Below are 23613 nucleotides of genomic sequence, written 5' to 3' on the forward strand. Positions count from 1 at the left end.
AGGGGCGTCGGTGCGACTAGCGGTGGTCCAGTCGTTCGCTGGCAAGGCGGAGGAGGAGAGCAATGCGGAGCATTGCGCGACGACGACAACGCCGCCAGCGGACGTCTGGGGCGCCGCTAGGCGTGCCGCCGCCCCTCGACCAGGCACTTCAGTCGTCGGCATCGACAGCCTGGTGCAGTGCCGTGGTTAGGGCGTCGAGGGCGGCCTTCAGCTCCACCGGCGGCGGGAATCCGAAGCCCAGGCGGAACACCCGCGGCTCGTCGCCGAACCAGTCGCCGTCGGCGAGCCGTACGCCGAGCTCAGCGGCCGCGGCCCGGAATCGATCGAGGTCGACCTGCGGCTTGAGCCGGATCGTGCACAACGCCCCGGCGTCCGGCCGGACCCATTCGATCAGGTCGCTGTGCGCCCGCACCCACTCCTCCGTGCTGGCGACTCCTTCGGCCAGCCACAGGCGTCGTACGGCGAGGATCTCGTCCTCGAGCTCGAACACCCGGACGGCCAACGCCTCGGTCACCGGGGACGCGGACACCACCGTGTTGAACTTCGCGGTCACCAGCTGATCGACGAGATCCGCGTCGGTGCTGACGATCCACCCGATCCGCAGCCCGGCCGCGCCGTGGCACTTCGACAGCGACGCGACCGTCACCACGTTCGCGCCGAGGTGGACCGCGGTCTCCGCCACCGGATCATCGCCGTACGTCGCGGTGCGGTAGGTCTCGTCGACCATCAGATATGCGTGGGGGCAGATCTCACTCATGGCGGCGACGATCTCGCGCAGGGTCTCCAGCGGTACGGCGACCCCGGACGGGTTCTGCGGTGTCGTCAGGCTGACGAGTTTCGTCTGTGGGGTAAGGCGTTCACGAACTGCGTCAGCGGACAGTCGGTAGCCGTCGTCGAAGGTCAGCGGGATCACGCGGACATCGGCACCCACGGATTCGTAGGCGTTGCGGGTCAGCGGGAACAGCGGTGCGGTCGTGACGACCTCGCCACCGTGATCCGCGAGGAGATAGGCGAGCAGGAAGATGGCGTGCATTCCGCCGACCGTGACGACCACCTGATCGGGACGTACGCCGTGCGCGTCGGCGATCGCAGTGCGGAGCCGGAGGTCGCCGGCGGCGGTGCCGTAGCTCAGCTCCAGGTCGCCCAACTCGGGGGTGAGCAGGTCCGAGAGCCGGAGGTCGGGTCCGTAGCTCTCGCCGAGCTCATGGCGCGACTCTTCGTCGGTCAGGGACACGATGTCGTTGCGCGGGAAGGTGGCCATGCCGCCATCGTCCGGGACCGGCCCTGGCGACCCCAGAGCCAATCCGTCATAATTGGTTTGCAGATGAGACCAATCGAGCTGAGTGAGCGTTTGGGACGCTGGTCGTCGGGCCGCGGCCCGCTGTACGTGCTGCTCGCGGCCAGGATGCGCCGACTGATCGACGACGGTGAGCTGCCCGCGGGCGCACTGCTGCCGCCGGATCGGGCGCTGGCTGGAGCGCTGGCCGTCGGGCGTACGACGGTGGTGGCCGCCTACGAGCTGTTGCGCTCCGAAGGGCGGATCACTCGGCGCCAGGGCAGTGGGACGCGGGTGGCTGGAGTCCCGTCTGGGGCCGCGGTCGAGGACGCGCCGGTGGACCCGATCTTCCTGGACTCGCTGGAGTCGCACAACGACGGCGTACTGCTCGCGATCTGTGCCGCGCCGGAGGATCCGCCGCCGCAGGTAGCGGAGGCGTACGCGCGGATCGTGCCGGAACTCGGGAAGATCAGCGGTGACATCGGCTACTACCCGTACGGCGTACCGGTCCTGCGGGAGGCGATCGCTCGGCGTTATGCGGAGTACGGCGTAACGACGACGCCGGAGCAGATCCTGGTGTCGAACGGTGGTCAGCAGGCGCTCTCGTTGCTGGCGCACACGCTGCTGTCTCCTGGCGATCAGGTCCTGGTCGAGGCTCCGACGTACCCGGGTGCACTGGAGGCGTTCCGGGAGGGGGCGGCGGTGCTGCGTGGGCTGCCGGTTGGTCTGGAGGGCTTCGAGGCCGCGGTGCGGGAACGGCGTCCGGCGTTGGCTTATGTGATTCCGACGTACCACAACCCGACGGGCTCGGTGCTGTCTCCGCTGGCCCGGCAGCGGTTGGCGCGGGCGGCTGCGGCGGCGGACGTACCTCTGATCGAGGACGAGGTGCCGGCGGATCTCGGCTTCCCTGGTGAGCCGCGGTTGAAGCCGCTGGCGGCGTACAGCGATGCGGTGATCTCGGTCGGCTCACTGAGCAAGAGCATCTGGGGCGGCCTACGCATCGGCTGGGTCCGCGCACCGGCTCCGCTGATCACGCGCCTGGCCCGCGTCCGCGCAGTCCACGACCTCGGCGGCAACGTCCCCACCCAGCTGGCCGCCGCACACCTGGTCACGCAGCTCGACGACCTGGGCCTGGCGCGGGAGCTGGAGACCCGCCACGACCACCTGCACGCCCTCCTGGCCGAACACCTCCCGACCTGGCACGTCCCACCCGTCCGCGGCGGCCAAACCCTCTGGGCCCGCCTCCCCCACGGCGACGGCAACTCCTTCGCCCAATCCGCCCTCCGCCACGGCCTGGCCATCCTCCCCGGCGCCGGCCTGGACGTGACCGGCGCCGCCGACCCCTACCTCCGCCTCCACTTCCGAGCCTGCCCCACCGACCTCACCGAAGCAGTACACCGCCTCACCAAAGCCTGGTCCGCCTACCACCCCCCAGCCGCCCGCGTATATCCCCGGCCGGCCATCGCCATCTGAACCACCTGCGGATCGCCAGGCCATCACAATCGCGGAGTCCTCGAGACCCACGGGCAGGATCCGCTCGGGTTCGCCCACTTGTGATGGCCTGCCGGTCCGCCTACGCGGTGGTGAAGCGGAGGGTGAGGGTGGTGGGGGCGGTTTTGAGTTTGTCTCGGTCTGGGAGGGCTGGGCCGCAGGCGGCTGTGCCTACGCCGGTTTGGGCGATGTCGAGAGTTACGTACGTGGTGTCGCCGGGGGTCAGGTCTGCTGTGTGTTTGGCCGTCTCGAGGGCCTGGGTGGTCCAGTCGCGGACGGTGAGGCCGAAGAGGGGGCCGAGCGCTTCGATCCGGAGGCCGTCGAGGGTGGCCCAGCGGGTGTCGATGCGGTGGCCGTTCTCCTGGGGACGGACGTACGGCGTCTGCAGTTCGGCGACCATGGCCGAGTACTTGCCGACCGCGGCGGCCTCGCGGGTGTCGACGTACGCCTCGTTCGGGCCGGTGCCGAACCACTCGACCCGCTCCACCTTCGGCAGCTCGAACGTGATGCCGAGCCGCGGCAGCACCTCCGGGAACTGACCTTCAGGTACGACGTTCAGCTCGAGAACGACCGCACCGTCGACAGTGGTCCAGCGCCAGGTGCTGACGAGACCCCACTGCAGCTGCGGCGGCGCGGTCCGGGTGACGACCTCCCAGGCACCATCACGTTCGCGCTGCGACACGATCCGGTGCTGCACCCGATGCAGCCCCTGCTCACGCCACGCGTCCGCAACCCCTGGGTTCGCGTCGTTGTCGATCGGCGCCCGCCAAACATCCAGCCGAGCGTCCCGCACATCCCCAAAGGAGATCCCACCGATGCCAGCCACCACATTGGTAGCCGACACCCCCGCTGGGCGGGCCGGCTCTCCGGCCGGCTCGTCCATCCGGAGCTGACCCCAGGCGATCCGGTGACCGGCCTCCGCCCAGGAAGTGGCCTCGGTGAGCTCAGCCGTGACGGTCACCCAGATCTCGGACTCACCCCCGTCGACCCGCTTGTGTACGCCCGGCGGCAGCACGAGCGTGGCGGTCTCACCGGGCGCGAGCACCGGCACCGGCAAGGTGCCTTCGCCGACCCGCTCACCCGCGACCTCCACCACCATCCGGAACGTCAGGTGGCTCGTGTCCAGCACCTCGTACCGGCTCGTCACCGACACCCCACCGTTGCCATCAGCAACGATGCGCAGCGGCTCGATCACCTTCATGTATTCGAGCATGCCCGGCGACGGCGTCCGGTCAGGGAACAGCAGTCCGTCGCAGACGAAGTTTCCGTCGTGGATCGTCTCGCCGAAGTCACCGCCGTACGCGTAGACCTCGCGCCCGTCGATGTTGGTCCGGATGCCGTGGTCGATCCACTCCCAGATGAAGCCGCCCTGGCAGCGCGGGTACTTGTCGAACACCTCGCGGTAGTCGAGCAACCCACCCGGCCCGTTGCCCATCGCGTGCCCGTACTCGCACAGGATGAACGGCAGATTCCGGTACAACGAGGTGTCCGCCCCGATCTCCGCACACCCCTCCGGCGAGGTGTACATCCGCGAGTAGATGTCGACGAACTCCGCCTCGGTGTCGCGCTCGTAGTGCACCGGCCGCGACGGGTCGATCTCCTTCGCCAGGTCATACATCGCGCGGAGGTTCTCGCCCATCCCGCACTCGTTCCCGAGCGACCAGATGATGATCGACGGGTGGTTCTTGTCCCGGTGCACGGTGCGCGCCATCCGCGCCACCAGGTCGTCGCGGAACCGCGGGTCCATCACCGGGTTCGGCAGCTTCGGCGGCTCCGGTTCGTACCCGAACCCGTGCGTCTCCAGATCGCACTCGTCGATCACGTACAGGCCGTAGGAGTCACACAGCGACAGGAAGTGCGGGTGCGGCGGGTAGTGGCTGGTCCGGACCGCGTTGATCCCGGCCCGCTTCATCAGCAGTACGTCGTCCAGCATGTCCTGCTCGGTCAGGGCACGACCGCGATCGGGGTGGAACTCGTGCCGGTTGACGCCGTTGAACAGCACCCGGTTGCCGTTGACCTCGAGTACGCCGTCGACGATCGCGACCGTACGGAACCCGATCCGCAGCCGTACCTCACCATCGTCGGTCCGCAGCACACCGTCGTACAACCGCGGCACCTCGGCGCTCCACGGCTGCACACCCTCGATCCGGGTGTGCTCGCCGGTCGGCACCTCCAGCCCCAACTCGGGCACCGAAACCATGCCCGGTACGTCGGACTCCACGAGCAGTGTGCCCGCGCCGTCGATGTGATCCCAGGCAGCCTTCACGAAGACGTCGGTGGGAGCGGACGGCTTGAGCGCGAGCAGATTCACCTCGCGGAAGATCCCGGACAGCCACCACATGTCCTGGTCCTCGACATAGCTGCCGGCCGACCACTGGTGCACACGGACGGCGATCCGCGCTTCCTTGCCCGGAGCAACCAACTCCGTCAGATCGAACTCCGACGGCAGCCGCGAACCCGAGGACCAGCCGACCATCGAGCCGTTGACATGGACGGCGAACCGCGAGTCGACGCCCTCGAACCGCAGCACGACCCGCGCACCGGACCAGTCCGCCGGGATCGTCACGGTCCGGACGTAGTCACCGGTCGGGTTGTCCGTCGGCACGTACGGCGGCTCGAGCGGGAACGGATAGACCACGTTCGTGTACGCCGGGGCGCCGTACCCGCTGAGCTGCCAATGCCCGGGGACCGCGATGGTGTCCCACCCGGTGGTGTCCGGATCCTTCAGGTCGTCGGGGGCGTCGGCCACGCTCGGGGACAGCCGAAAGCTCCAGTCCCCGCTGAGCGGGATCCGCTCCGCGTCGTCGTCCAGCCAGGCCCGCGGGGGAAGTACGCCCGCACCGGGGGCAAAGTCCTCGACATAGCTCAGATCATCCGTCACACCCACCGACCCTAAGCCAACCTTGTTCACGAATCCACACCGATGAACAGATATGGACAACCCCACCCCACCCCTCCCCTCCCGCCCCAACCCGTCCCCCGTCTCGTGGGTTGACCCCTCAGACGATGGGTTCGCCAGCCCCATGCCGTGGGTCAACCCCCGCTCTGATGGGCTGACCCATCAAACGGGACGTCGGGGAGCCGCAAGCGGGATCTGATGGGCTGACCCATGAGACAGGGGGTTGGCCAGCCGCAGGCGGTGGGTCAACCCACGCTCTGATGGGCTGACCCATGAGACAGGGGGTTGGCCAGCCGCAGGCGGTGGGTCAACCCACGCTCTGATGGGTCAGCCCATGAGACGCGGGGCCGGCGACGCGGGGTCGGCGGCGTGGGGTCGAGGACGCGCACCGCGGGGCTGGGCCGGGGCGCTCGGGAGGCGGGGGGCGCGGGCGCGGGTGCGGTCAGGCCTGGCAGTCCATGCAGATGCCGACGAGGGCTACCTGCTCGGGGGCCAGCTGGAAGCCGAGCTCGCGGTGGACCTTCTTCCGGGCGGCCTCGAGGATGTCGCCGGGAGCGTCGTACACGGTGCCGCACTCGGAGCAGCGCAGGTGAAGGTGACGAGGCGCGAGATCGCCGGCCAGGTGGTACGTCGTCCCCGCGCGGCCGAGGTGGACATGTGTGACGAGGCCGAACTCGCCGAGCGCGTCCAGCGCCCGGTAGACGGTGGCGCGATGGATCCCCGGACGCAACTCCTCCGCCCGCTCGCCGATCTGCTCGGCGCTGAGGTGCTCCTCCGTGCCGGCGAGCACCTCGACGACCGCCAGTCGCGCCGGTGTGACGCGCTCGCCACGGTCCCGCAGCCGCTGCGCGGTGACCTCGACAGCACTCGTCACATCGGCCTCCTCACCAGTCTCCCGTCAGCGACACTAGGACTTCTTCGCCGCCGTCTTCTTGGTCGCCGTCTTCTTCGCGGCGGCCTTCTTGGTGGTCGTCTTCTTGGCCGTGGTCTTCTTGGCCGCCGTCTTCTTCGCCGCGGTCTTCTTCGCCGGCGACTTCCGGGCCGTCTTCTTCACCGGTCCACGGGCCCGCTTGTCGGCGAGCAGCTCGGCCGCGCGCAGCAGCGAGATCGTCTCGACCGAGTCGTCCTTGCGCAGGGTCGCGTTGGTCTCGCCGTCGGTCACGTACGGACCGAAGCGGCCCTCCTTGACCACCACCGGCTTGCCGGACTCCGGGTCCTCGCCCAGCTCCTTCAGCGGCGGCGCCGCGGCCCGACGGCCACGCTGCTTCGGCTCGGCATAAATGCGAAGAGCTTCCTCGAGGGTGATGTCGAACATCTGCTCCTCGGACGACAGCGACCGCGAGTCCGTCCCCTTCTTCAGGTACGGCCCGTAGCGCCCGTTCTGCGCGGTGATCTCGTCGCCGCTGTCCGGATCCTTGCCGACCACCCGCGGCAGCGACAGCAGCTTCATCGCGTCGCCGAGGTCGATGCTCTCCAGCGTCATCGACTTCAGCAGCGAACCGGTCCGCGGCTTGGCGCTCTTCGGCGCGTCCTCGGGCAGCACCTCGGTCACGTACGGCCCGAACCGCCCGGCCTTCGCCACCACCTTCAGCCCGGTGTCGGGCGCGTTCCCCAGCTCGTGCTCGACCCCCGACGGCTGGCTGAGCAGCTCCTGCGCCTTCTCCACGGTCAGCTCGTCCGGCGGCAGGTCCTCCGGCACATTGGCGCGCCGCTCGTCCTTGTCCTCGACGTACGGCCCATAGCGACCGACCCGGAGCACGATCCCGGAGTCGTCGCCGCCGACCGGGAACGTCGACATCTCCCGGGCGTCGATGTCGCCCAGGTCGCTGACCATCGACTGCAGGCCCTCGACATCGTCGTGACCGAAGTAGAACCGGCCGAGCACGCCCTCGCGCTGCAGGTTGCCGGCCGCGACCTCGTCGAGGATGTCCTCCATCGACGCGGTGAACGTGTAGTCGACCAGCCGGGTGAAGTGCTCCTCCAGCAGCCGCACGACCGCGAACGCCAGCCAGGCCGGCACCAGCGCCTGGCCCTTCTTGTAGATGTACCCGCGGGCCACGTTCGTGCCGAGGATGGTCGCGTACGTCGACGGGCGGCCGATCTCGCGCTCTTCCATCTCCCGGATCAGCGTGGCCTCGGTGTAGCGGGCCGGCGGCTTGGTCTCGTGCCCGGAGGCGAGCACCTCGACCGCGGGCAGTACGTCGCCCTCGGTCACGTCGGGCAGCCGGGTCTCCTGGTCGTCCGTCCCGGCGGACGGGTCGTCCGCGCCCTCGACGTACGCCTTCAGGAAGCCGTGGAAGGTGATCACCCGGCCGGACGAGGTGAACTCGCACTTCTCACCGGTCGACGCGGTCGCGTCGATCCGGATCGAGACGCTGCGGCCCTCGGCGTCCTTCATCTGGGACGCGATGGTGCGCATCCAGATCAGCTCGTACAGCCGGTACTCCGCACCGGACAGACCGGTCTGCGCCGGGGTCTGGAAGACCTCACCGGCCGGCCGGATCGCCTCGTGCGCCTCCTGCGCGTTCTTCACCTTGGAGGTGTAGACGCGCGGCTTGTCCGGCAGGTACGACGCGCCGTACAGCTCCCGGACCTGGGCCCGGGCCGCGGTGATCGCGGTGTCGGACAGCGTGACGCTGTCCGTACGCATATAGGTGATGTTGCCGTTCTCGTAGAGCCGCTGGGCGATCTGCATGGTCTGCGAGGCGGACATGCCGAGCTTGCGGCCGGCCTCCTGCTGCAGCGTGGTGGTCCGGAACGGCGCGTACGGCTTGCGGGTGTACGGCTTGGACTCGATCGACCGGACGGAGAACTGCGAGTCGCGCAGCGCGCCGGCCAGCGCGGTCGCGGTCGCCTCGTTCAGGTGGACCGTGTTCTGGCTCTTCAGCTCACCGATCGAGCTGAAGTCGCGCCCCTGGGCGACCCGTCGGCTGTCCACCGAGATCAGCCGGGTCGGGAACTGCCGGGGCGAGCGACCCTCACCCGCGTCGAGAGTGGCGTCCAGGTCCCAGTACGACGCGCTGCGGAACGCGATCCGCTCCCGCTCCCGGTCGACCACCATCCGGATCGCGACCGACTGCACGCGGCCCGCCGACAGCTTCGGCATGACCTTCTTCCACAGCACCGGCGAGACCTCGTAGCCGTACAGCCGGTCGAGGATCCGGCGCGCCTCCTGCGCGTCGACCAGCGCCTCGTCGATGTCGCGGGCGTTGCCGACCGCGTCCTGGATCGCCTTCGGCGTGATCTCGTGGAAGACCATCCGCTTCACCGGGACCCGCGGCTTGAGCTCCTCCAGCAGGTGCCAGGCGATCGCCTCGCCCTCGCGGTCCTCATCGGTGGCCAGGAAGAGTTCGTCGGCGCCCTTGAGCAGATCCTTGAGCTTGCGGATCTGGGCCCGCTTGTCCGCCGGTACGACGTACAGCGGGTCGAAGTGGTCCTCGACATTGACGCCGAGCCGCGCCCAGGGCAGGCCCTTGTACTTCGCCGGGATCTCGTCCGCCCCGCTCGGCAGGTCGCGGATGTGGCCGAAGCTCGACTCCACCACGTATCCGGACCCCAGGAAGCCGGCGATCATCCGCGCCTTCTTCGGCGACTCGACGATCACCAGGCGGCTGCCCGCCGATGTCTTCGTCCCTGCTGCCCCTGCCACTGCGCTCCTTGCTCTCGCTCTCGTCCTGCGGCAACGTCCATGACCGGACGTCTGTTCCCCGGGCACAGACCGACCCCGTCCGAGGACAGGGTACGGCCGACGGCAACACATTTCTCAACGCACGGTAACCGCTGCCACCCCCGGTCCGCCTCCCAGGGTTTCAGAAAGTGGCGAACCACCCACAGTCGTCGCGCGTCGCGGCGCGGCCACCTCCGACCCCCGATGTTGTCCCGAGGGTACGCCGTCTCAGCGGGCGAAACGGATCTCCGGGTATTTCGGGGAGTCGCCACGCAGCAGCAGCCCGGGCCGCCGGCGCAGGGTCTGGTCGAAGAATGCCACGAGGTATTCGCGCTGCGCGAGCACGCTGCGCGCGGGGTCGGCTTTGCCGACAAGGGCCGTCATCACCGAGGTGATGATCGGGTCGTCGCCATAGATCGAACGGAACAACTGGTCGAAGACGAACTGGTAGTCGGTGAACGCCTTCTGCTTGGCGCCGGCCAGCCTCAGGTTCAGCTTCCAGCCGCGCTGGGCCTCCCAGAAACCGGCCCAGGACTTGTCGTAGTTCTCCTGGTCCGGATCGGTCCGCTGGGTGGTGTCCGATCCGAACAGCAGGAACGGCCGGTCCAGACCCTTGCGCGCGACCTCGCCGAGCGGCCCCTTCGCGGGGTCGTCCTGCAAGGTGCCGTCCAGGTCCAGGCCGGCTGAGATCCGGCGGTCCTCGAGCAGCGTGTTCGCGGTCGCGTAGCCGCCGAGCGAGAACCCGAACATGCCGACCCGGCGCAGGTCGAGCCCGGCCGCCGTTCCCGGCGGGAGGTCGTTGCCCTCGGCACCGGGATTCTGCCCGGCGGCGATCAGCTCCAGCTGGTCCAGCACGAACCGCGCGTCGGCCGTGCGGGTCTCGACCGCCCTCCGGGTGAAGACCGGATCCGGCACCTGGGACGCCGGCACACCGGGCAGGAACCGCCCACCCGGGAACTCGACCGGAGTCTCGTGGGTGTGGTCCATCGTCACCACGACGTACCCGCGGCTGGCCAGCTCCTCGACCTGTGCGGTGTTCACGAAACGGCTGTACTGGTAGCCGGGAGAGAACAGTACGACGGGATGCCGCCTCGGCTGCATCGGCGCGTCGATGCGGGAGTGCGTCTCGGTACCGGCGAAGTCGAACGAGCCGGGTGGCAGCGCGAGGCCGTACTCACCGGTCCAGGTGTTGTCCACCTCCTTGGCGGTCCGGGCCGGCATGTACTTCGCGAACGGCGCCGAGCCGACCACCGAGGCCGGGTACCAGATGCTGATCATCAGCTCCCGCCGGCCGCTCGGCATGCTCGGGTCCGGCCGGGACTGGTCGATCAGATGGACGGCCGTCGTCCCGAGCGCCTTGCGCCCGGTCGGCGCCGGTAGCTCGAAGGTCACCGGATGGAAGTCGGGGTCATCTTGCTCCGGGTCGAACCGAACGGCTCGGGCGGCGCCGGGAGCGGCCATCGCCAAGCCTGCGGCCAGCCCTGCCGTCAGCACACCGCGTCGTGTCACAGACCTGGTGACTGTGTGACTGGTGGTGCGGATGGGACGCCTGTTCGCCATGCGACTCATCGTCACGACCGCATTTCACCCCGTGATAGCGACCTCGTCTCAACTTCATGACGGCGAGCTGATGACAACCGTCGATGGGTGAGCTTCAATAAGCGCACTCTTGTTCATAGATGCGTGAAGTGAGGCAGTCGTGAACATCTCCGCCCGCATGAAACGTTCATTAGTCGCCTTGGCTCTCATCGCCGGCGCTCTTGTGCACACGGCCGCTCCAGCGCGGGCCGACAGCACCGCGCTCGGTGACGTCACCGGCTTCACCGCCGACCAGGCGACGTACACACTGACGGCCGGTGCCGCGAAGGTCCGGGTCGTCTTCCTGAAGGACGATGTGTTCCGGCTCTGGCTGGCGCCCGACGGGAACTTCACCGACCCGGCCGGTACGCCGCCCACCGACCCGAGCGAGCCCGCGTCGACGATCGTCACCAAGACCGATTACGGCACGCCGCACACGTCCTGGCGGGACCGCGGCTCGTACTACTCGCTCACTAGCGGCAAGGTCGAGGTCCGCGCGCAGAAGCATCCACTCAAGTTCAGCGTCTACCGCGGCAACGGCCAACTGGTCTGGGCCGAGACGGCTCCGCTGTCCTGGAACGACACGTCCACCACCCAGTCGCTGGGCCGCGGACCGAGCGAGCAGTTCTTCGGCGGTGGTATGCAGAACGGACGCTTCTCGCACCGCGACCAGACCATCGCCATCACCCGAGACTTCAACTGGGAGGACGGCGGCAACCCGAACGCTTCGCCGTACTACATGAGTACGGCGGGGTACGGCGTACTCCGGAACACGTTCAGCCCCGGTAGCTACAGCTTCACCGATCCCGTCGTCACCAAGCACGACGAGAAGCGGTTCGACGCGTACTACTTCATCGGCGACCTCAAGACCTCACTGGACCGCTACACCGAGCTCACCGGCCGCCCGTTCATGCCGCCGATCTACGGACTCGAGTACGGCGACTCGGACTGCTACAACCGCGGTCACTACGGGACGGACCCCGATCCCAGCAACGACTGGAAGGTGCACCCGGACAAGGTGACCACGCTGGATGCGGTCAAGGTCGCGCAGCGATTCAAGGACGAGGACATGCCCGGTGGCTGGATGCTCGTCAACGACGACTACGGCTGCGGCTACTCCGACGACACCGACTCCGAGCAGGTCGACGGCACCTGGTGGGGCAAGCGGGAGATCCCCGCGCTCCAGCAGACCGGTGACGCGCTGCGCGACCGCGACATCCAGATGGGTCTGTGGACGCAGTCGTCGCTGGACCGGCAGGCGGACGAGGTCGGCGAGGCCGGAGTGCGGGTGCGCAAGCTGGACGTCGCCTGGGTCGGTCCGGGCTACCGGCACGCGCTGAGTGCCTGCGACACCGCACACGACGGCATCGAGCAGTACAGCAACGCCCGCGGCTTCGCCTGGATGGTGGAGGGCTGGGCCGGTGCGCAGCGGTGTGCGGTGCAGTGGACCGGTGACCACAGCGGTTCGCTGGACGCCATCAAGTGGCAGATCCCCGCCATCACCGGCTCCGGCAACTCCGGCATCGCCTACAGCGCCGGCGACGTGGACGGCATCTTCGGCGGCTCGGCTACTTCGTATGTGCGCGACATGCAGTGGAAGGTGTTCAACCCGGCGTTCATGACCATGTCCGGCTGGGCCACCCCGGCGATCAAGCAGCCGTGGGCGTACGGCGAGCCGTACACCTCGATCAACCGCAAGTACCTCAAGCTCCGCGAGCGCCTGCTGCCGTACTTCTACACGTACGCCGCCGAGGCGCACCGCACCGGCGCGCCACTGAACCGGTCGCTGGTGCTGGAGTACCCGAACGACCCGAAGACGTGGGACGACACCACGAAGTACGAGTTCCTCGCCGGTCAGGACTTCCTGGTCGCGCCGATGTGGGGTACGGACGAGGTGAAGAGCGGCATCTACCTGCCGAAGGGCCAGTGGATCGACTACTGGACCGGCCGGGTCTACCAGGGTCCGACGACCGTCAACGGCTACCACGCCGCGCTCGACACGTTGCCGCTGTTCGTCAAGGCGGGTGCCGTCGTACCGATGTGGAAGCAGGGCATCAACTCCGCCGCCGAGCAGGGCTTCGGGGACCGGCTCACTCTGGACATCTACCCGCAGGGCAAGTCGTCGTTCAGCCTCTACGAGGACGATCGCGTCACTCGTTCGCAGAACTCCGCCACCCAGACCATCACGGTCGATGCACCGAAGCAGTCCAGCGGCGACGTGACAGTGAAGATCGGCACGAGTGTCGGGACGTACGCCGGCAAGCCCGCAACCCGTCCGTATGAGCTGACGGTCCACACCGGCACCGCACCGCGCGAGGTCACTGTGGACGGCCGCAAGGCCAGTTGGACCTACGAGAACGGAGTGGTCCGGGTACAGACCGCGCCGATCTCCACCGCACGGACCGCGGTGATCCAACTCAGCGAGACGTCTTCCGTCGGTGGTCCGGATGTCGCGAACACCTTCGGCACGCCAGAGCTCACGACGCCGTCGCTGTGGAACGCTCCGGGCCAGGCCACCGAGGTGACTGCCACGTTCCGCAACGGCAGCCCGACGACCATGCGCAACGTGAACCTTGCGCTCGAGCCGCCGGCCGGTTGGACCGTCGCCGGGCAGAAGGTGTTCGACACCGTCCAGCCCGGGCAAACCGTCACGACCAAGCTGCAGGTCACTCCCGGCGCCGAGGTGAAACCGGCGAGCTTCACGCTCGAGCTGGCCGCGTCTTATGTTGCGCAGGGCGAGAGCTACACGAACACTGCGGTCGCGACAGCTCAATTGCCTTATGCATCGTTGTCCCAAGCGGCGAATGTTGTCGGCATCAGCGACGCCACGACCTACGCCCAAGGCAACTTCGACGGATCCGGCAACAGCTACAACGGCGAGGCACTCGCGGCCGTCGGCTACACACCTGGCGCGACGGTGACCGTCCAGGATGCCGAGTTCACCTGGCCGACCGGAGCACCCGGAACGCCCAACCTGGTGAAGAACCAGCCCGCTCCGATCCTTGTCTCCGGCACCGGTTCGCATCTCGCCCTCCTGGGCGCAGGCGCGAGTCTCAACGCCCGCGGCTCGGTGACGATCATCTACACCGACGGGACGGAGTCCCAAGGCACGTTCCAGCTCCCGAACTGGTGCTGTCAGGACCCAGCCACCGGTGGCGCCAAGCCGGCGGTGTCGGTGAAGGGTCGCTACACCCCGGCGGGTCTCGCCAACACCACGACGGACTACCGGGTCTTCTACACCGCCGTACCGCTCGATCCTGGCAAGACGGTGAAGGCGATCAAGCTGCCCGGCGGCGGGCTCGGGTTCTTCGCCGCCACAATCGCCGACAAACCATTGCCGCCGGCACCGACCGGTGAGCAGTGGGTGAGCGACCTGGAGTTCCTCGACTCGACGAACGGCTGGGGTCCGGTGGAACAGGACCACAGCAATGGCGAGGACAGCGCCGGCGACGGCGGTCCGATCACCCTCGACGGCGTGCAGTACGCGAAGGGGCTCGGCACTCACGCGGCGTCGTCGGTGAGTGTCCGGATGGGCGCCAACTGCACGACCTTCACCGCCAAGGCCGGGGTCGACGACGAGATGGAGGACCGCGGCAAGGTCAGCTTCAAGGTCCTCGTCGACGGGACCGCGAAGTACACCTCGGACCTGCTCACCGGTACGTCGCCGACCGCGAACGTCTCGGTGGACGTGACCGGCGGCCAGACCTTGACGCTTCAGGTCACCGACGGCGGCGACGGCGTCACCAGCGATCACGCCGACTGGGCGGAGGCCAAGCTGAGCTGCAACCCATAATGGCTGGATGAACGAACTGACGGGGACCGACGTGGACGCACTGCGTGAGGCGTTCACACAAGCCGGGTACACGGTTGACGGAGTGGCCGCCCGGCTGGGTCCTCAGGCGAACGGTGCGCTGGCCCGCAACGAGACCACTCTCGCGGGCCGGCGCACCTCGTCCGGCGACGCCCTGGACACGACCATCAGATTGTTCCTGCTGCAACGCGACGTACCGGAAACTCTTGTCCTGCAGGCTTTTCCGGGCGTGGATTTGGCTGCTCTCGGCATCATCACGATCGACGGCGGCTCCGCCCGGGCCCTCCTCGACATCAGGCCGTACGCCGAGGACGACCGTCAGTGGTGGGTGATCGCGGACCTGACGCCCGGCCTGGACGGGCGTCGTGAGCCGATGCGCAGCGACTACGCTCTCGGGATCTCGTCGGCCAGCCTCAGCCTGGTCAACCTGACTGTGCCGATCAAGGCCGAACGGGCACTCGACATCGGTACCGGCAGCGGGATCCAGTCATTGCATCTGTCCAACCGGATCAACCAGCTTGTCGCGACCGACGTGAACCCGCGCGCGCTCCGGCTGGCCCGGTGGACGGCCGCGCTGAACCGGATCCAGCTCGACGTCCGCGAAGGCAGTCTGTTCGAACCGGTCCGGGGCGAGCGCTTCGACCTGATCGTGAGCAACCCGCCGTACGTGATCTCACCGCCGGGCGACGATCAGCTGACGTACCGCGAGACCGGATTCGCCGGCGACACGCTCGTCGAGCACCTGGTGCGGCAGGCGCCGAACCATCTGACCGACGGCGGCTGGTGCCAGCTGCTCGCCAACTGGACGTACGTCCGCGGCGAGGACTGGCGTGACCGGATCGCTGCGTGGACAGGCGATCGGTCCGCCTGGGCGGTGCAGCGCGAGCGGCTCGACCCCTCCGAGTACGTCGAACTCTGGCTCCGCGACGCCGGTGTCCCCGGCACACCGTCCTACACCACTCAGTACGACGCCTGGATGCGCTGGTTGGACGCACAGGCGGTGGAAGCGATCGGCATGGGCTGGATCACCTTGCACAACGTGGCAGGGATGCTCGACGCCGAGGAGTGGCCGTACGAGATCGAGCAGCCGATCGGTCCGCACGTACTGCGGCGGTTCGAGCGGGCGGAGGGAATGCCGTCCGACCTGACCGGGCTGCATCTGGTCGTCGCGGACGACGTGATCCAGGAGACGACCGGACGACCAGGCGCGGAGGATCCGGCGGCCATCGTGCTGCGGCGCCAGCGAGGGATGCGGCGGGCGGAGCAGGTCGACACCGTGATGGCCGGCTTCGTCGGTGCGTGTGATGGCGACCTGAGTGCGGGGCAGATCCTCGCTGCCCTGGCCGACCTGTTGGACCGTCCGGCGGTGGAAGTTCTGCAGGACTACCTGCCGCAGATTCGTCGCCTGGTCGTCGAAGGGTTCCTGGACTACTAGGCCTGTCCGCGGCGGCGGCGTTTCTCGGCGTACATCCGCCGGTCCGCCTCGGTCAGCAGTTCGGCGACCGCGATGCCGTCGGTGCTGCTGGCCTGGCCGATGCTCAGCCGCAGCATCGTGAACCACGGTTCGATCGCGCTCGCCGCGACCCTCTCGGCCGTGGACTTGATCCGCTCCACCAGCTCCCGCGCGCCGCGCTCGTCCGGGTTGTCCAGCACCACCACGAACTCGTCGCCGCCGGCCCGTGCGACCACGTCCTCGGCCCGGCACTGCTCGGTGAGGAGCTGGCCGACCCGGCGCAGTACGGCGTCGCCGCAGGCGTGCCCGTAGCTGTCGTTGATGACCTTCAGGTTGTCGACGTCGATGGCGATCACCGCGACCGACCGCGCCGCATCGTGGGCCACCGACATCCGTTCGTCCAGCGCCCGCCGATTGCCCACACCGGTCAGCGGATCCTCGCGCGCCGCACGCCACTCCGCGTCGTGCCTGATCGACAGCTCATGGTTGGCCAGTGCGGTCCGTACGGCGTACAGACCGCGCAGCCGCTCCGCCCACCAGCCCCTGGTGATCGCCCGCGCGTACTGCAGGCCTGTCACGGCTCCCGCGTCGCCTGACTCGGCAACGATCTGTACGGCGGTGTGCCGGATCAACGCCTCCACCGGCGGATCCGAGGTCGGTGGAAGATCCGTGCCGGCCCGGTCCGCGGCCTCCATCGCATCGTCGAGTTGACCCATGGCGGCGTACGCCTTGGCCAGATAGGCACCCGCGATCGCGGCCAGCTCCGGGTCGCCCAGCTTCGCCAGCTGGTCCCGGCAGTCCTTCAGGATCACCGTGGCCTCGGCCGCCTCGCTGTCGTCGTTGCAGGCGGCCAGCCACATCCGCCCGGCGATCGGCCAGTACCCGAGCAGGTCGGCGCGGACGATCACCTGGATCGCCTCACCGGCCCACCGGCGCGCCTCCCGCCGGCGTTCGGCGATCTCCTCGCCGTACGACGTGTCGCCGAGCCGCTCGAGCTCGTGCGCCCAGCGGAGGTTGGACTCGGCCAGGTTGAGCCGGTTGATCGCCGGAGCCTCGGCCAGCCCGAGCGGGTCGTGGTCACCCTCGGCGGCGAGTTCGAAGTGCGGGATGCACAGCTCGTACAGGCGAAGCAGGTCGTAGGCGTAGCCGAGGCCGGTGTGCGCCCAGCCGGCCAGGCCGAGGTCGCGGGTCCGGGACAGCGCGTTCTCCGCCGCGACCAGGTCCGCCACCGAGTCGCCACCCTCGCCGGTCCGGATCAGCGTGACGATCCGGATCGCGATCGCGTTCGCCTCCCAGCCCGGCTCGTCGATCGCCCGCGCGACCCGGATACAGGCCTCGACCGCGTCCAGGGCCTCCATCGCGTCGGCGCCGTGGTGCGCCGCGACGGCCCGCACGTACTCGGCCGCGGCGCGCTCGTGCGTGGGCTCCGGCCCGAGTTCGTCCAGCAACCGGTTGATCTCGGTCGCCGCCTCGGCCGGATTCCCCGACTGGGCCCGGGTCATCGCCGCCGCGATCCGCGCCGTCACCCCCGACGTCTCGCGCAAGAAACCTCCCCTGAGTGCCTGCCTCACCGCTGACGACGTTTGTCGCCGTACAGCCGCCGATCCGCCGTCGCGATCAGCTGATCCACCGCAACACCTTCCGCCGTCGCGGCGTACCCGATGCTCAAACCGAGCCGCCGCAGCCACGGCTTGTCCGTCGCCGCCGCGATCGCCCTGATCGCGGTCCGGATTCGCAGTGCCAGCAGCGCACCGCCCTTGGCGTCCGGCTGATCGAGCACCACGACGAACTCGTCGCCACCCGATCGAACCACGGCATCGGTTGCTCGCGCCTGTTCTACCAGCAGGTTTGCCACAACCTGCAGCAATTCGTCCCCGCAGGCGTGCCCGAAGGTGTCGTTGACCACCTTCAGGTTGTCCACATCGATGGCGAGCACGGTCACAGCCCGCCCCGAATCACGCGCCGCGGTCAACCGCTCGTCGAGCGCGCGCCGATTCCCCACGCCGGTCAGGGGATCCTGCCGCGCCGCGTGCCACTCGGCGTCGTGCCGCGCCGAAAGGTCTCGTGCGGCAAGCGCATGCCGTACGGCGGTCAGAGCGCGCTGCCGCTCCTTCCACCAACCGCGGGCCACCGAGCGCGCATACTCCAACCCTGCAACGGCTCCCGGCTCACCGGTCGCGGCCGCGATCTCCGACCGGGTCTGCAGAACCAGCACGTGCGTGGCCGGATCCGCCAAGGGAATCAGGTCATCCGCGGCCCGATCGGCCGCCGCCTTCGCCTCTTCGGACTTGCCCTGTGCGTGCAGAGCCCTGGCCAGATACGCGCCGGCGATCGCGAGCCGCTCGGTCTCACCCAGCTTGCTGATCTCGTCGCGGCACTCCGTCAGTTCGACGACCGCCGAGTCCGGATCGTGGTCGGTCGCCGCGCCGGCCAGCCACAGCCGCGCACTCAACCGCCAGAACTCCTGGCTCTCGTCGTCGACGATCACCCGCTCACCTTCACGCGCCCAGTACGCCGCCGATGCGAGCCGCTCGCGGATCTCCCCGACGTACGACGGATCGCCCAGGCGCTCGAGCTCATGCGCCCAGCGGAGATAGGTCTCGGCGAGATTCAGCCGGTCGATCGCCTCCGACTCGGCCAGCTCGAAAACGTCCGCGTCCGCGCGGGCCGCTTGTTCGTAGTGCGGGATGCACAGCTCGAAGAGGCGCAGTACGTCGTACGCGTAGCCGAGGCCGGTGTGTGCCCAGGCGGTCAGGCCGGGATCCTTCGTGCGGCTCAGCGCGTGCTCGGCGGCGACGAGGTCGTTGACCGTGTCACCACCTCGGCCGCTGCGGGCGAGGTTGATGATGCGGATCGCCAGAGCGTTCGCTTCCCAGCCCGGTTCGTCGATTGCCTTCGCGACCGCGACACAGGCGTCAACGGCCTTGAGCGCCTCGTCGGCGTCGCTCGCGTGGTGCGCCGTGACTCCACGCACGTACTCCGCCGCGGCAAGCTGGTAGCTCGGCACGCCGCCCAGCTCGGCCCGGATCAGCTCGATCTCGGCAGCCGCGCTCGCATGCCCACCGGACTGAGCCGATGTCATTGCGGCGGCGATCCGGGCGGTCAGTACGTCGCCCGTCGCCATCTCGCCACTCCCCATACCCGCCGGCGGCCTCCCCTGATCCTCACCCGCACCTCGGGCCGGACCGCCCATTGTGACCACCCACCCCCACCTCTGTCACGACCCGATCCGGCCAACGACCACCTAGTGCCATCCCAAAGCTACCCACCGCCATTCCGGACCCAAAAGTTCACCAAAACCAGAGGGGTCGTAACTCTGCGAGTGGTTCGAGCATCAAGAGGGATCCAGAGCCTCGGCAAGGTGCCCCACACCTTCGACAACCCGGTTCACCACACCTTCGGCGGCGCGAACGGTGTCGTGGACAACCTCTTCGGCGAGTAAGTTGCCTTGACCTTGGGGGCAATGTTCTAAGGTGCTGCCCCCAAGGCGGAAGGGAACGGGATGAAGTTCGCGGTCAGCTACAGCACGCCCATGTTCGGCGTGGATCCGGACCACCTGGCGGCGTTCGCGCAGCACGCGGAGGCGTGTGGGTTCGAAGGGATCTACGTGCCCGAGCGGGTGGCGCTGACCACCGGTGACACGTTCGGCGGTGCCGAGCTGCCGATGACACTGCCCTACGGCGCTCCGCTCGACCTGCTCACGTGGGTCGCCGCGGCAACCGACCGGATCCTGCTCGGGACCGGAGTGTTGCTGCTGCCGTACTACCACCCGGTGATGCTGGCGAAGCGGCTGGCGACGATCGACGTGCTCTCGAAAGGGCGGATGCGACTGCTCACCGTAGGTGTCGGTGTTCTGCCGAGTGAGGCAGTCGCGGCGGGCGTGGATTTCAGCACCCGCGGTCGCCGTGCCGACGAGGCGATCGACGTACTGCGGCTGCTCTGGTCCGACGAGGCGGACGGGGCCAGCTACTCCGGCGAGTTCTTCGAGTTCAAGAACGTCTACAGCTTTCCGAAACCCCTGTCCCCACTGCCGATCCACGTCGGCGGGTCGAGCCGCGCCGCGGCCCGGCGGGCGGGACTGCGTGGTGACGGGTACTTCGCCGGCGGCGCGCTGATGGGCGACGAACGTGCGGCCCAGTGGAACCTCGCTCAGACCACGGCAGGCGACCGTAGGCTCGACTACACCCGCTGGGGCTCGATCGAGCTGACCCCTGCCTCACTCGAGGCGTACGCCGCCCAGGGAGTCACCCGTCTGGTGGTCGGCACGTCGAGCCCGGACCCATCCGAGCAACGCGACCAGCTCTCCGCCTTCGCCGAACGTTTCGCCCTGACCCCGAGCTGAGGGCTCAGCCGACGCGTACGCCGTGTTCGCAGAGGGCCGTTGTGCCCTCGCGGACGGCGTCGAGAGCGGCGGTGAGGCGATCGGCCAACAGCGGCTTGACGCGCGCGCGTACGTCGGTCAGGGAGTAGAGGCCCACGGACAGGATCTCCCCGTCGGGGAACGTGAACGCGGCCAGGTCGGCCTCCGTCACGACACCGCCGTCGAAGACGAAGATCATGCCTTCGAGGCGGCCGTCGTACGCGTGCACGTGGTCGGCCACCAGCAACCGCCCGATCGGCCGCTCCGCGCCGAGCTCCTCCCTCAGCTCCCGGGCCGCCGCGACCCACGGCGCCTCGTTCGCCTCGACCACACCCCCGGGCAGCTCCCAGTTCGGCTTGTACGACGGCTCCACCAGCAGAACGCGGTCGTCCTCACCCCGGAACAACACCCCCGCCGCCATCCGCTTCCGCGGCAACCCAGCGGCGTACTGCTCGCTGGTCTGCACGTCAGCCGGCTACCTGCTCGGGCTCTGCGGCGTGGAGCTGGACGGGGAGGGTCTCGACGCCGTAGACGATGGAGAAGTCGCGGAAACGGAGCTGTTCCTCGGGGATGGCCAGCGACAGGTCGGGGAAGCGGTGAGCCAGCGCAGAGAACGCGGCCCGGAGTTCCATCCGAGCCAGCTCGGCGCCGACGCAGCGGTGCATGCCGTGGCCGAAGGCGAGGTGCGCCGCCGGTGCACGACGTGGCCAGAACTCCTCCGCGTCCGGCCCGAACACCTCCTTGTCGCGGTCGGCCCCCGACAGCGACACCGCGACCAGGTCGCCCTTCTTCACCTGCTGACCGAACAGCTCCTGGTCGTGCCGCGCGAACCGCGGGAACGCCACCTGGACGACGGTCAGATACCGCAACAACTCCTCGACGATCGCGTCGACCGCACCCGGCTCGTTGCGGATCCGCTCGAAGTTCTCCGGGTTGCGCATCAGCACCAGCGTGCCGAGCGCGAGCATGCTCGCGGACGTCTCGTACCCACCCAGGAACACGCCGTCGGCGAGCCCACCGAGCTCGACGTCGTCGATGTCGTCACCCTGCTCGCGGATGATCGACCCGATCAGCCCGTCGCCCGGGTTCTTGCGCTGCTTGCGGACGATCTCGAACAGGAAGTCGCGGGACTCGCTGGCCGAACCGAACACCCCGATCCCACCACCGGACAGGTCGAACCGCGCCGGCCCGAGCGCCCGGAAGCGATCGCGGTCCGACTCCTCGACACCGAGCAGGTCGGCGATCAGCAGGAACGGCACGTTGAAGGCGAAGTCCGACACGATGTCGGCGACCGGGCCCTTGGCCTCCATCAGGTCCAGCTGGTCCTGGACGATCTTCTCGATCGCCGGCTCCAGCCGCGCCAGCCGCCGCTTGGTGAACTCCGGTGTCAGCAGCTTCCGCAGCCGGGTGTGGTCCGGCGGGTCGGTGAACCCGAGCCCCCCGATCCCCTCCGACGGCTTGTTCGGGTCCGAGCCGACCAGTGGCCGGATGTCGTTGCTGAAGTTCGTCGAGTCGGCGAGCACGGCCTTCGCCTCCGCGTGCCCGCTCACCACCCAGACGTTGAGCCCGAACAGATGCGCCAGCTTGTGCACGGGCTCGGCCTCGCGCACCTTGGCCAGCTCCGGCACCGGGTTCACCCCGTGACGGCGCAGCGGCATCGAGACCTGGCTGGGGAACATCCGCATCTTCGACAGGTCGAGACCACCCTTGCGGGTGGTTCTGTTCAAGATCCGGCTGCCGACCCATCTCTTCAGGTATGTCGCAACCATGACTTCCACGCGCCCTCTCTGAACCGCTTGCCCCCGACGGCTTTCGTCACCTAAAAACTAGCGTTGCCAAGGAGCAGATCTGATGGTGTTGGCACTACTGCGATAGTGGCGTTGGCACCACCATGGGAGGGGACCACGGCAATACCAGCACAGACCTTGTCATGAACGAGATCTCTGCTTCTACCGGAAACCACCTGTACATCGCCCTGGACCGCGGCACGCCGTACCTCGGGGACACTTCAGGGAAATCTCAGCCGAAAGTCGGATGCGGGTCTCATCCTTCGTCAACAATGTTTGGATGTGACCAAGTCAACACCCGTACGCCAGAAGCTCACAGGTAGTACGGCGTCACCATCCGGACGACGTCGGTGATCTTCGCCTTCACGAGGTCGCGGTGCGGGATCTGCGTCACCGGGCCGGAGGCCGGCACGCGAACGCCGTGGTCGACCAGCAGGTAGAGGGCCCGCAGCGTGCGGATGGTGTTGGTGACCTCCGGCGTGATGCCCTCGCTCGGCGGATTGGCGAGGATACGGACGGCGGGGTCGAGCCAGCCGGTGGCATCGGTCTCGGTGAGGTCTGAGCGGGTCAGGGTGGTCGCCAGGGCGTAGCCGAGGCGGTCGTCCTCCATGTCCCGCAGGACGTGCTGTGTCGGCGTCAGAATGCGGCCTATGCCCAACCGGAGCATCTGCACCGGTTCGACGGCCGGATGCAGCCCGAGGGCGCCCAGCAGGTCGGAGCCGTGCGCGATCGCGTGCAGCCAGCCGAGTTTGGCGTCGTACCCGCGCAGGTCCTCCTCGGCGACGTACCAGCGTTCGAACGGCGGCACCCAGCTCGGCTCGAAGACACCTGCGGTGACGATGCAGTCCAGGATCAGCGGCGCAAACGTGCGGGCCTGCGTCTCGGGGTCCGCGAACCGCGCGACCATCTCGTCTCCGAGGGCGCGCAGCTGGTCGGCCGACAGTACGCCGCGGCCGATCCAGGTGGCGAGGATCGAGTACGCCTGGGAGTCGCGCAGCACCGGGTCCGGGGAGCGCAGCAGCGCGGACAACTCGGCGACGAGCTCGGTGAGCGGACGATCGGTCGGGACGGAGAAATCATCGGCGCGCACCTGCGCCCAATCGGTCATGCGCGGCAGGCTAGACGCTTTCCCGCCGCGCCCGCCACCCCTACGCGGTGGTACGGCGACCGCCCCGAACAAGGGTCGGCCCGTGGAACGTCATGTTCCACGGGCCTCAGCGCGGCCAGGACCCCTCAGCCCGGCCGGGCTTCACGATCCCGGCCAGGGCCCCTCAACCACGGCCGGGATCGT

The 23613-nt window shown here is 68.7% G+C and carries 14 protein-coding genes; 4 read left to right on the forward strand and 10 right to left on the reverse strand.

Annotation, left to right across the window (positions count from 1 at the left end):
- Positions 1–148: 148 nt before the first annotated feature.
- Positions 149–1261, reverse strand: a complete 1113-nt coding sequence (locus OG817_RS34485) for a pyridoxal phosphate-dependent aminotransferase (RefSeq protein WP_406048971.1) — start codon at positions 1259–1261, stop codon at positions 149–151.
- A gap of 63 nt (positions 1262–1324) precedes the next feature.
- Here OG817_RS34485 and OG817_RS34490 point away from each other — a divergent pair, with 63 nt between their 5' ends.
- Positions 1325–2749 (forward strand): PLP-dependent aminotransferase family protein, encoded by a 1425-nt coding sequence (locus tag OG817_RS34490; protein ID WP_406048973.1) that lies wholly within the window; start codon positions 1325–1327, stop codon positions 2747–2749.
- Between the two features lie 100 nt (positions 2750–2849).
- On the opposite strand, the gene OG817_RS34495 is transcribed toward OG817_RS34490, so the two are convergent.
- The 4 genes from OG817_RS34495 to OG817_RS34510 all read right to left on the reverse strand — a co-directional run bounded on the left by OG817_RS34495 (position 2850) and on the right by OG817_RS34510 (position 10842).
- Complete coding sequence (locus OG817_RS34495) at positions 2850–5648, reverse strand: glycoside hydrolase family 2 TIM barrel-domain containing protein (RefSeq protein WP_406048974.1); 2799 nt, start codon at positions 5646–5648, stop codon at positions 2850–2852.
- A 460-nt stretch (positions 5649–6108) separates the two neighbouring features.
- Positions 6109–6540: a Fur family transcriptional regulator gene (locus tag OG817_RS34500; protein WP_406048975.1), complete on the reverse strand. Its 432-nt coding sequence runs from the start codon at positions 6538–6540 to the stop codon at positions 6109–6111.
- Positions 6541–6573: 33 nt separating this feature from the next.
- Entirely contained in the window at positions 6574–9315 is a 2742-nt protein-coding gene (topA, locus tag OG817_RS34505) for a type I DNA topoisomerase (protein WP_406048977.1), read from the reverse strand.
- Positions 9316–9561: 246 nt separating this feature from the next.
- On the reverse strand, positions 9562–10842 hold the full coding sequence (locus OG817_RS34510; RefSeq protein WP_406048979.1) for an alpha/beta hydrolase: 1281 nt from the start codon (positions 10840–10842) through the stop codon (positions 9562–9564).
- Between the two features lie 208 nt (positions 10843–11050).
- On the opposite strand from OG817_RS34510, the gene OG817_RS34515 reads away from it, so the two are divergent.
- Both OG817_RS34515 and OG817_RS34520 read left to right on the forward strand, forming a co-directional pair.
- A complete protein-coding gene (locus tag OG817_RS34515) occupies positions 11051–14704 on the forward strand; it encodes an NPCBM/NEW2 domain-containing protein (protein ID WP_406048981.1) in 3654 nt (1217 codons plus the stop codon).
- Between the two features lie 7 nt (positions 14705–14711).
- A complete protein-coding gene (locus OG817_RS34520) occupies positions 14712–16157 on the forward strand; it encodes a methyltransferase (protein ID WP_406048982.1) in 1446 nt (481 codons plus the stop codon).
- On the opposite strand, the gene OG817_RS34525 is transcribed toward OG817_RS34520, so the two are convergent.
- Both OG817_RS34525 and OG817_RS34530 read right to left on the reverse strand, forming a co-directional pair.
- Positions 16154–17719, reverse strand: coding sequence for a diguanylate cyclase (locus OG817_RS34525; protein WP_406048983.1), 1566 nt, complete (start codon positions 17717–17719; stop codon positions 16154–16156). The genes OG817_RS34520 and OG817_RS34525 overlap by 4 nt on opposite strands.
- A gap of 23 nt (positions 17720–17742) precedes the next feature.
- The gene (locus OG817_RS34530) at positions 17743–19299 is read right to left on the reverse strand and encodes a diguanylate cyclase (protein WP_406048984.1); all 1557 of its coding nucleotides are present in this window, start codon (positions 19297–19299) and stop codon (positions 17743–17745) included.
- A gap of 378 nt (positions 19300–19677) precedes the next feature.
- Here OG817_RS34530 and OG817_RS34535 point away from each other — a divergent pair, with 378 nt between their 5' ends.
- On the forward strand, positions 19678–20517 hold the full coding sequence (locus OG817_RS34535) for a TIGR03619 family F420-dependent LLM class oxidoreductase (protein ID WP_406048985.1): 840 nt from the start codon (positions 19678–19680) through the stop codon (positions 20515–20517).
- A 4-nt stretch (positions 20518–20521) separates the two neighbouring features.
- Here OG817_RS34535 and OG817_RS34540 read toward each other — a convergent pair whose 3' ends face one another.
- The 3 genes from OG817_RS34540 to OG817_RS34550 form a co-directional block, all read right to left on the reverse strand.
- A complete protein-coding gene (locus tag OG817_RS34540; RefSeq protein ID WP_406048987.1) occupies positions 20522–21001 on the reverse strand; it encodes an NUDIX domain-containing protein in 480 nt (159 codons plus the stop codon).
- A 1-nt stretch (position 21002) separates the two neighbouring features.
- Positions 21003–22262: a cytochrome P450 gene (locus tag OG817_RS34545; RefSeq protein ID WP_406048988.1), complete on the reverse strand. Its 1260-nt coding sequence runs from the start codon at positions 22260–22262 to the stop codon at positions 21003–21005.
- Positions 22263–22635: 373 nt separating this feature from the next.
- Positions 22636–23430 carry a DUF2785 domain-containing protein gene (locus OG817_RS34550; RefSeq protein ID WP_406048989.1) on the reverse strand — a complete coding sequence of 265 codons (795 nt, stop codon included), beginning with the start codon at positions 23428–23430 and terminating at the stop codon, positions 22636–22638.
- Between the last annotated feature and the right edge of the window lie 183 nt (positions 23431–23613).

Origin of the sequence: Kribbella sp. NBC_00889, from assembly GCF_045207705.1 — a bacterium.
In the GTDB taxonomy this organism is placed as follows: Bacteria; Actinomycetota; Actinomycetes; order Propionibacteriales; family Kribbellaceae; genus Kribbella.

Excerpts from the sequence above, each read along its gene's own strand:
- OG817_RS34550 (WP_406048989.1), bottom strand. The coding sequence starts at position 23,430 with ATGACCGATTGGGCGCAGGTGCGCGCCGATGATTTCTCCGTCCCGACC.
- OG817_RS34485 (WP_406048971.1), bottom strand. The coding sequence starts at position 1,261 with ATGGCCACCTTCCCGCGCAACGACATCGTGTCCCTGACCGACGAAGAG.
- OG817_RS34530 (WP_406048984.1), bottom strand. The coding sequence starts at position 19,299 with ATGGCGACGGGCGACGTACTGACCGCCCGGATCGCCGCCGCAATGACA.
- OG817_RS34490 (WP_406048973.1), top strand. The coding sequence starts at position 1,325 with ATGAGACCAATCGAGCTGAGTGAGCGTTTGGGACGCTGGTCGTCGGGC.
- OG817_RS34515 (WP_406048981.1), top strand. The coding sequence starts at position 11,051 with ATGAAACGTTCATTAGTCGCCTTGGCTCTCATCGCCGGCGCTCTTGTG.
- OG817_RS34535 (WP_406048985.1), top strand. The coding sequence starts at position 19,678 with ATGAAGTTCGCGGTCAGCTACAGCACGCCCATGTTCGGCGTGGATCCG.
- OG817_RS34520 (WP_406048982.1), top strand. The coding sequence starts at position 14,712 with ATGAACGAACTGACGGGGACCGACGTGGACGCACTGCGTGAGGCGTTC.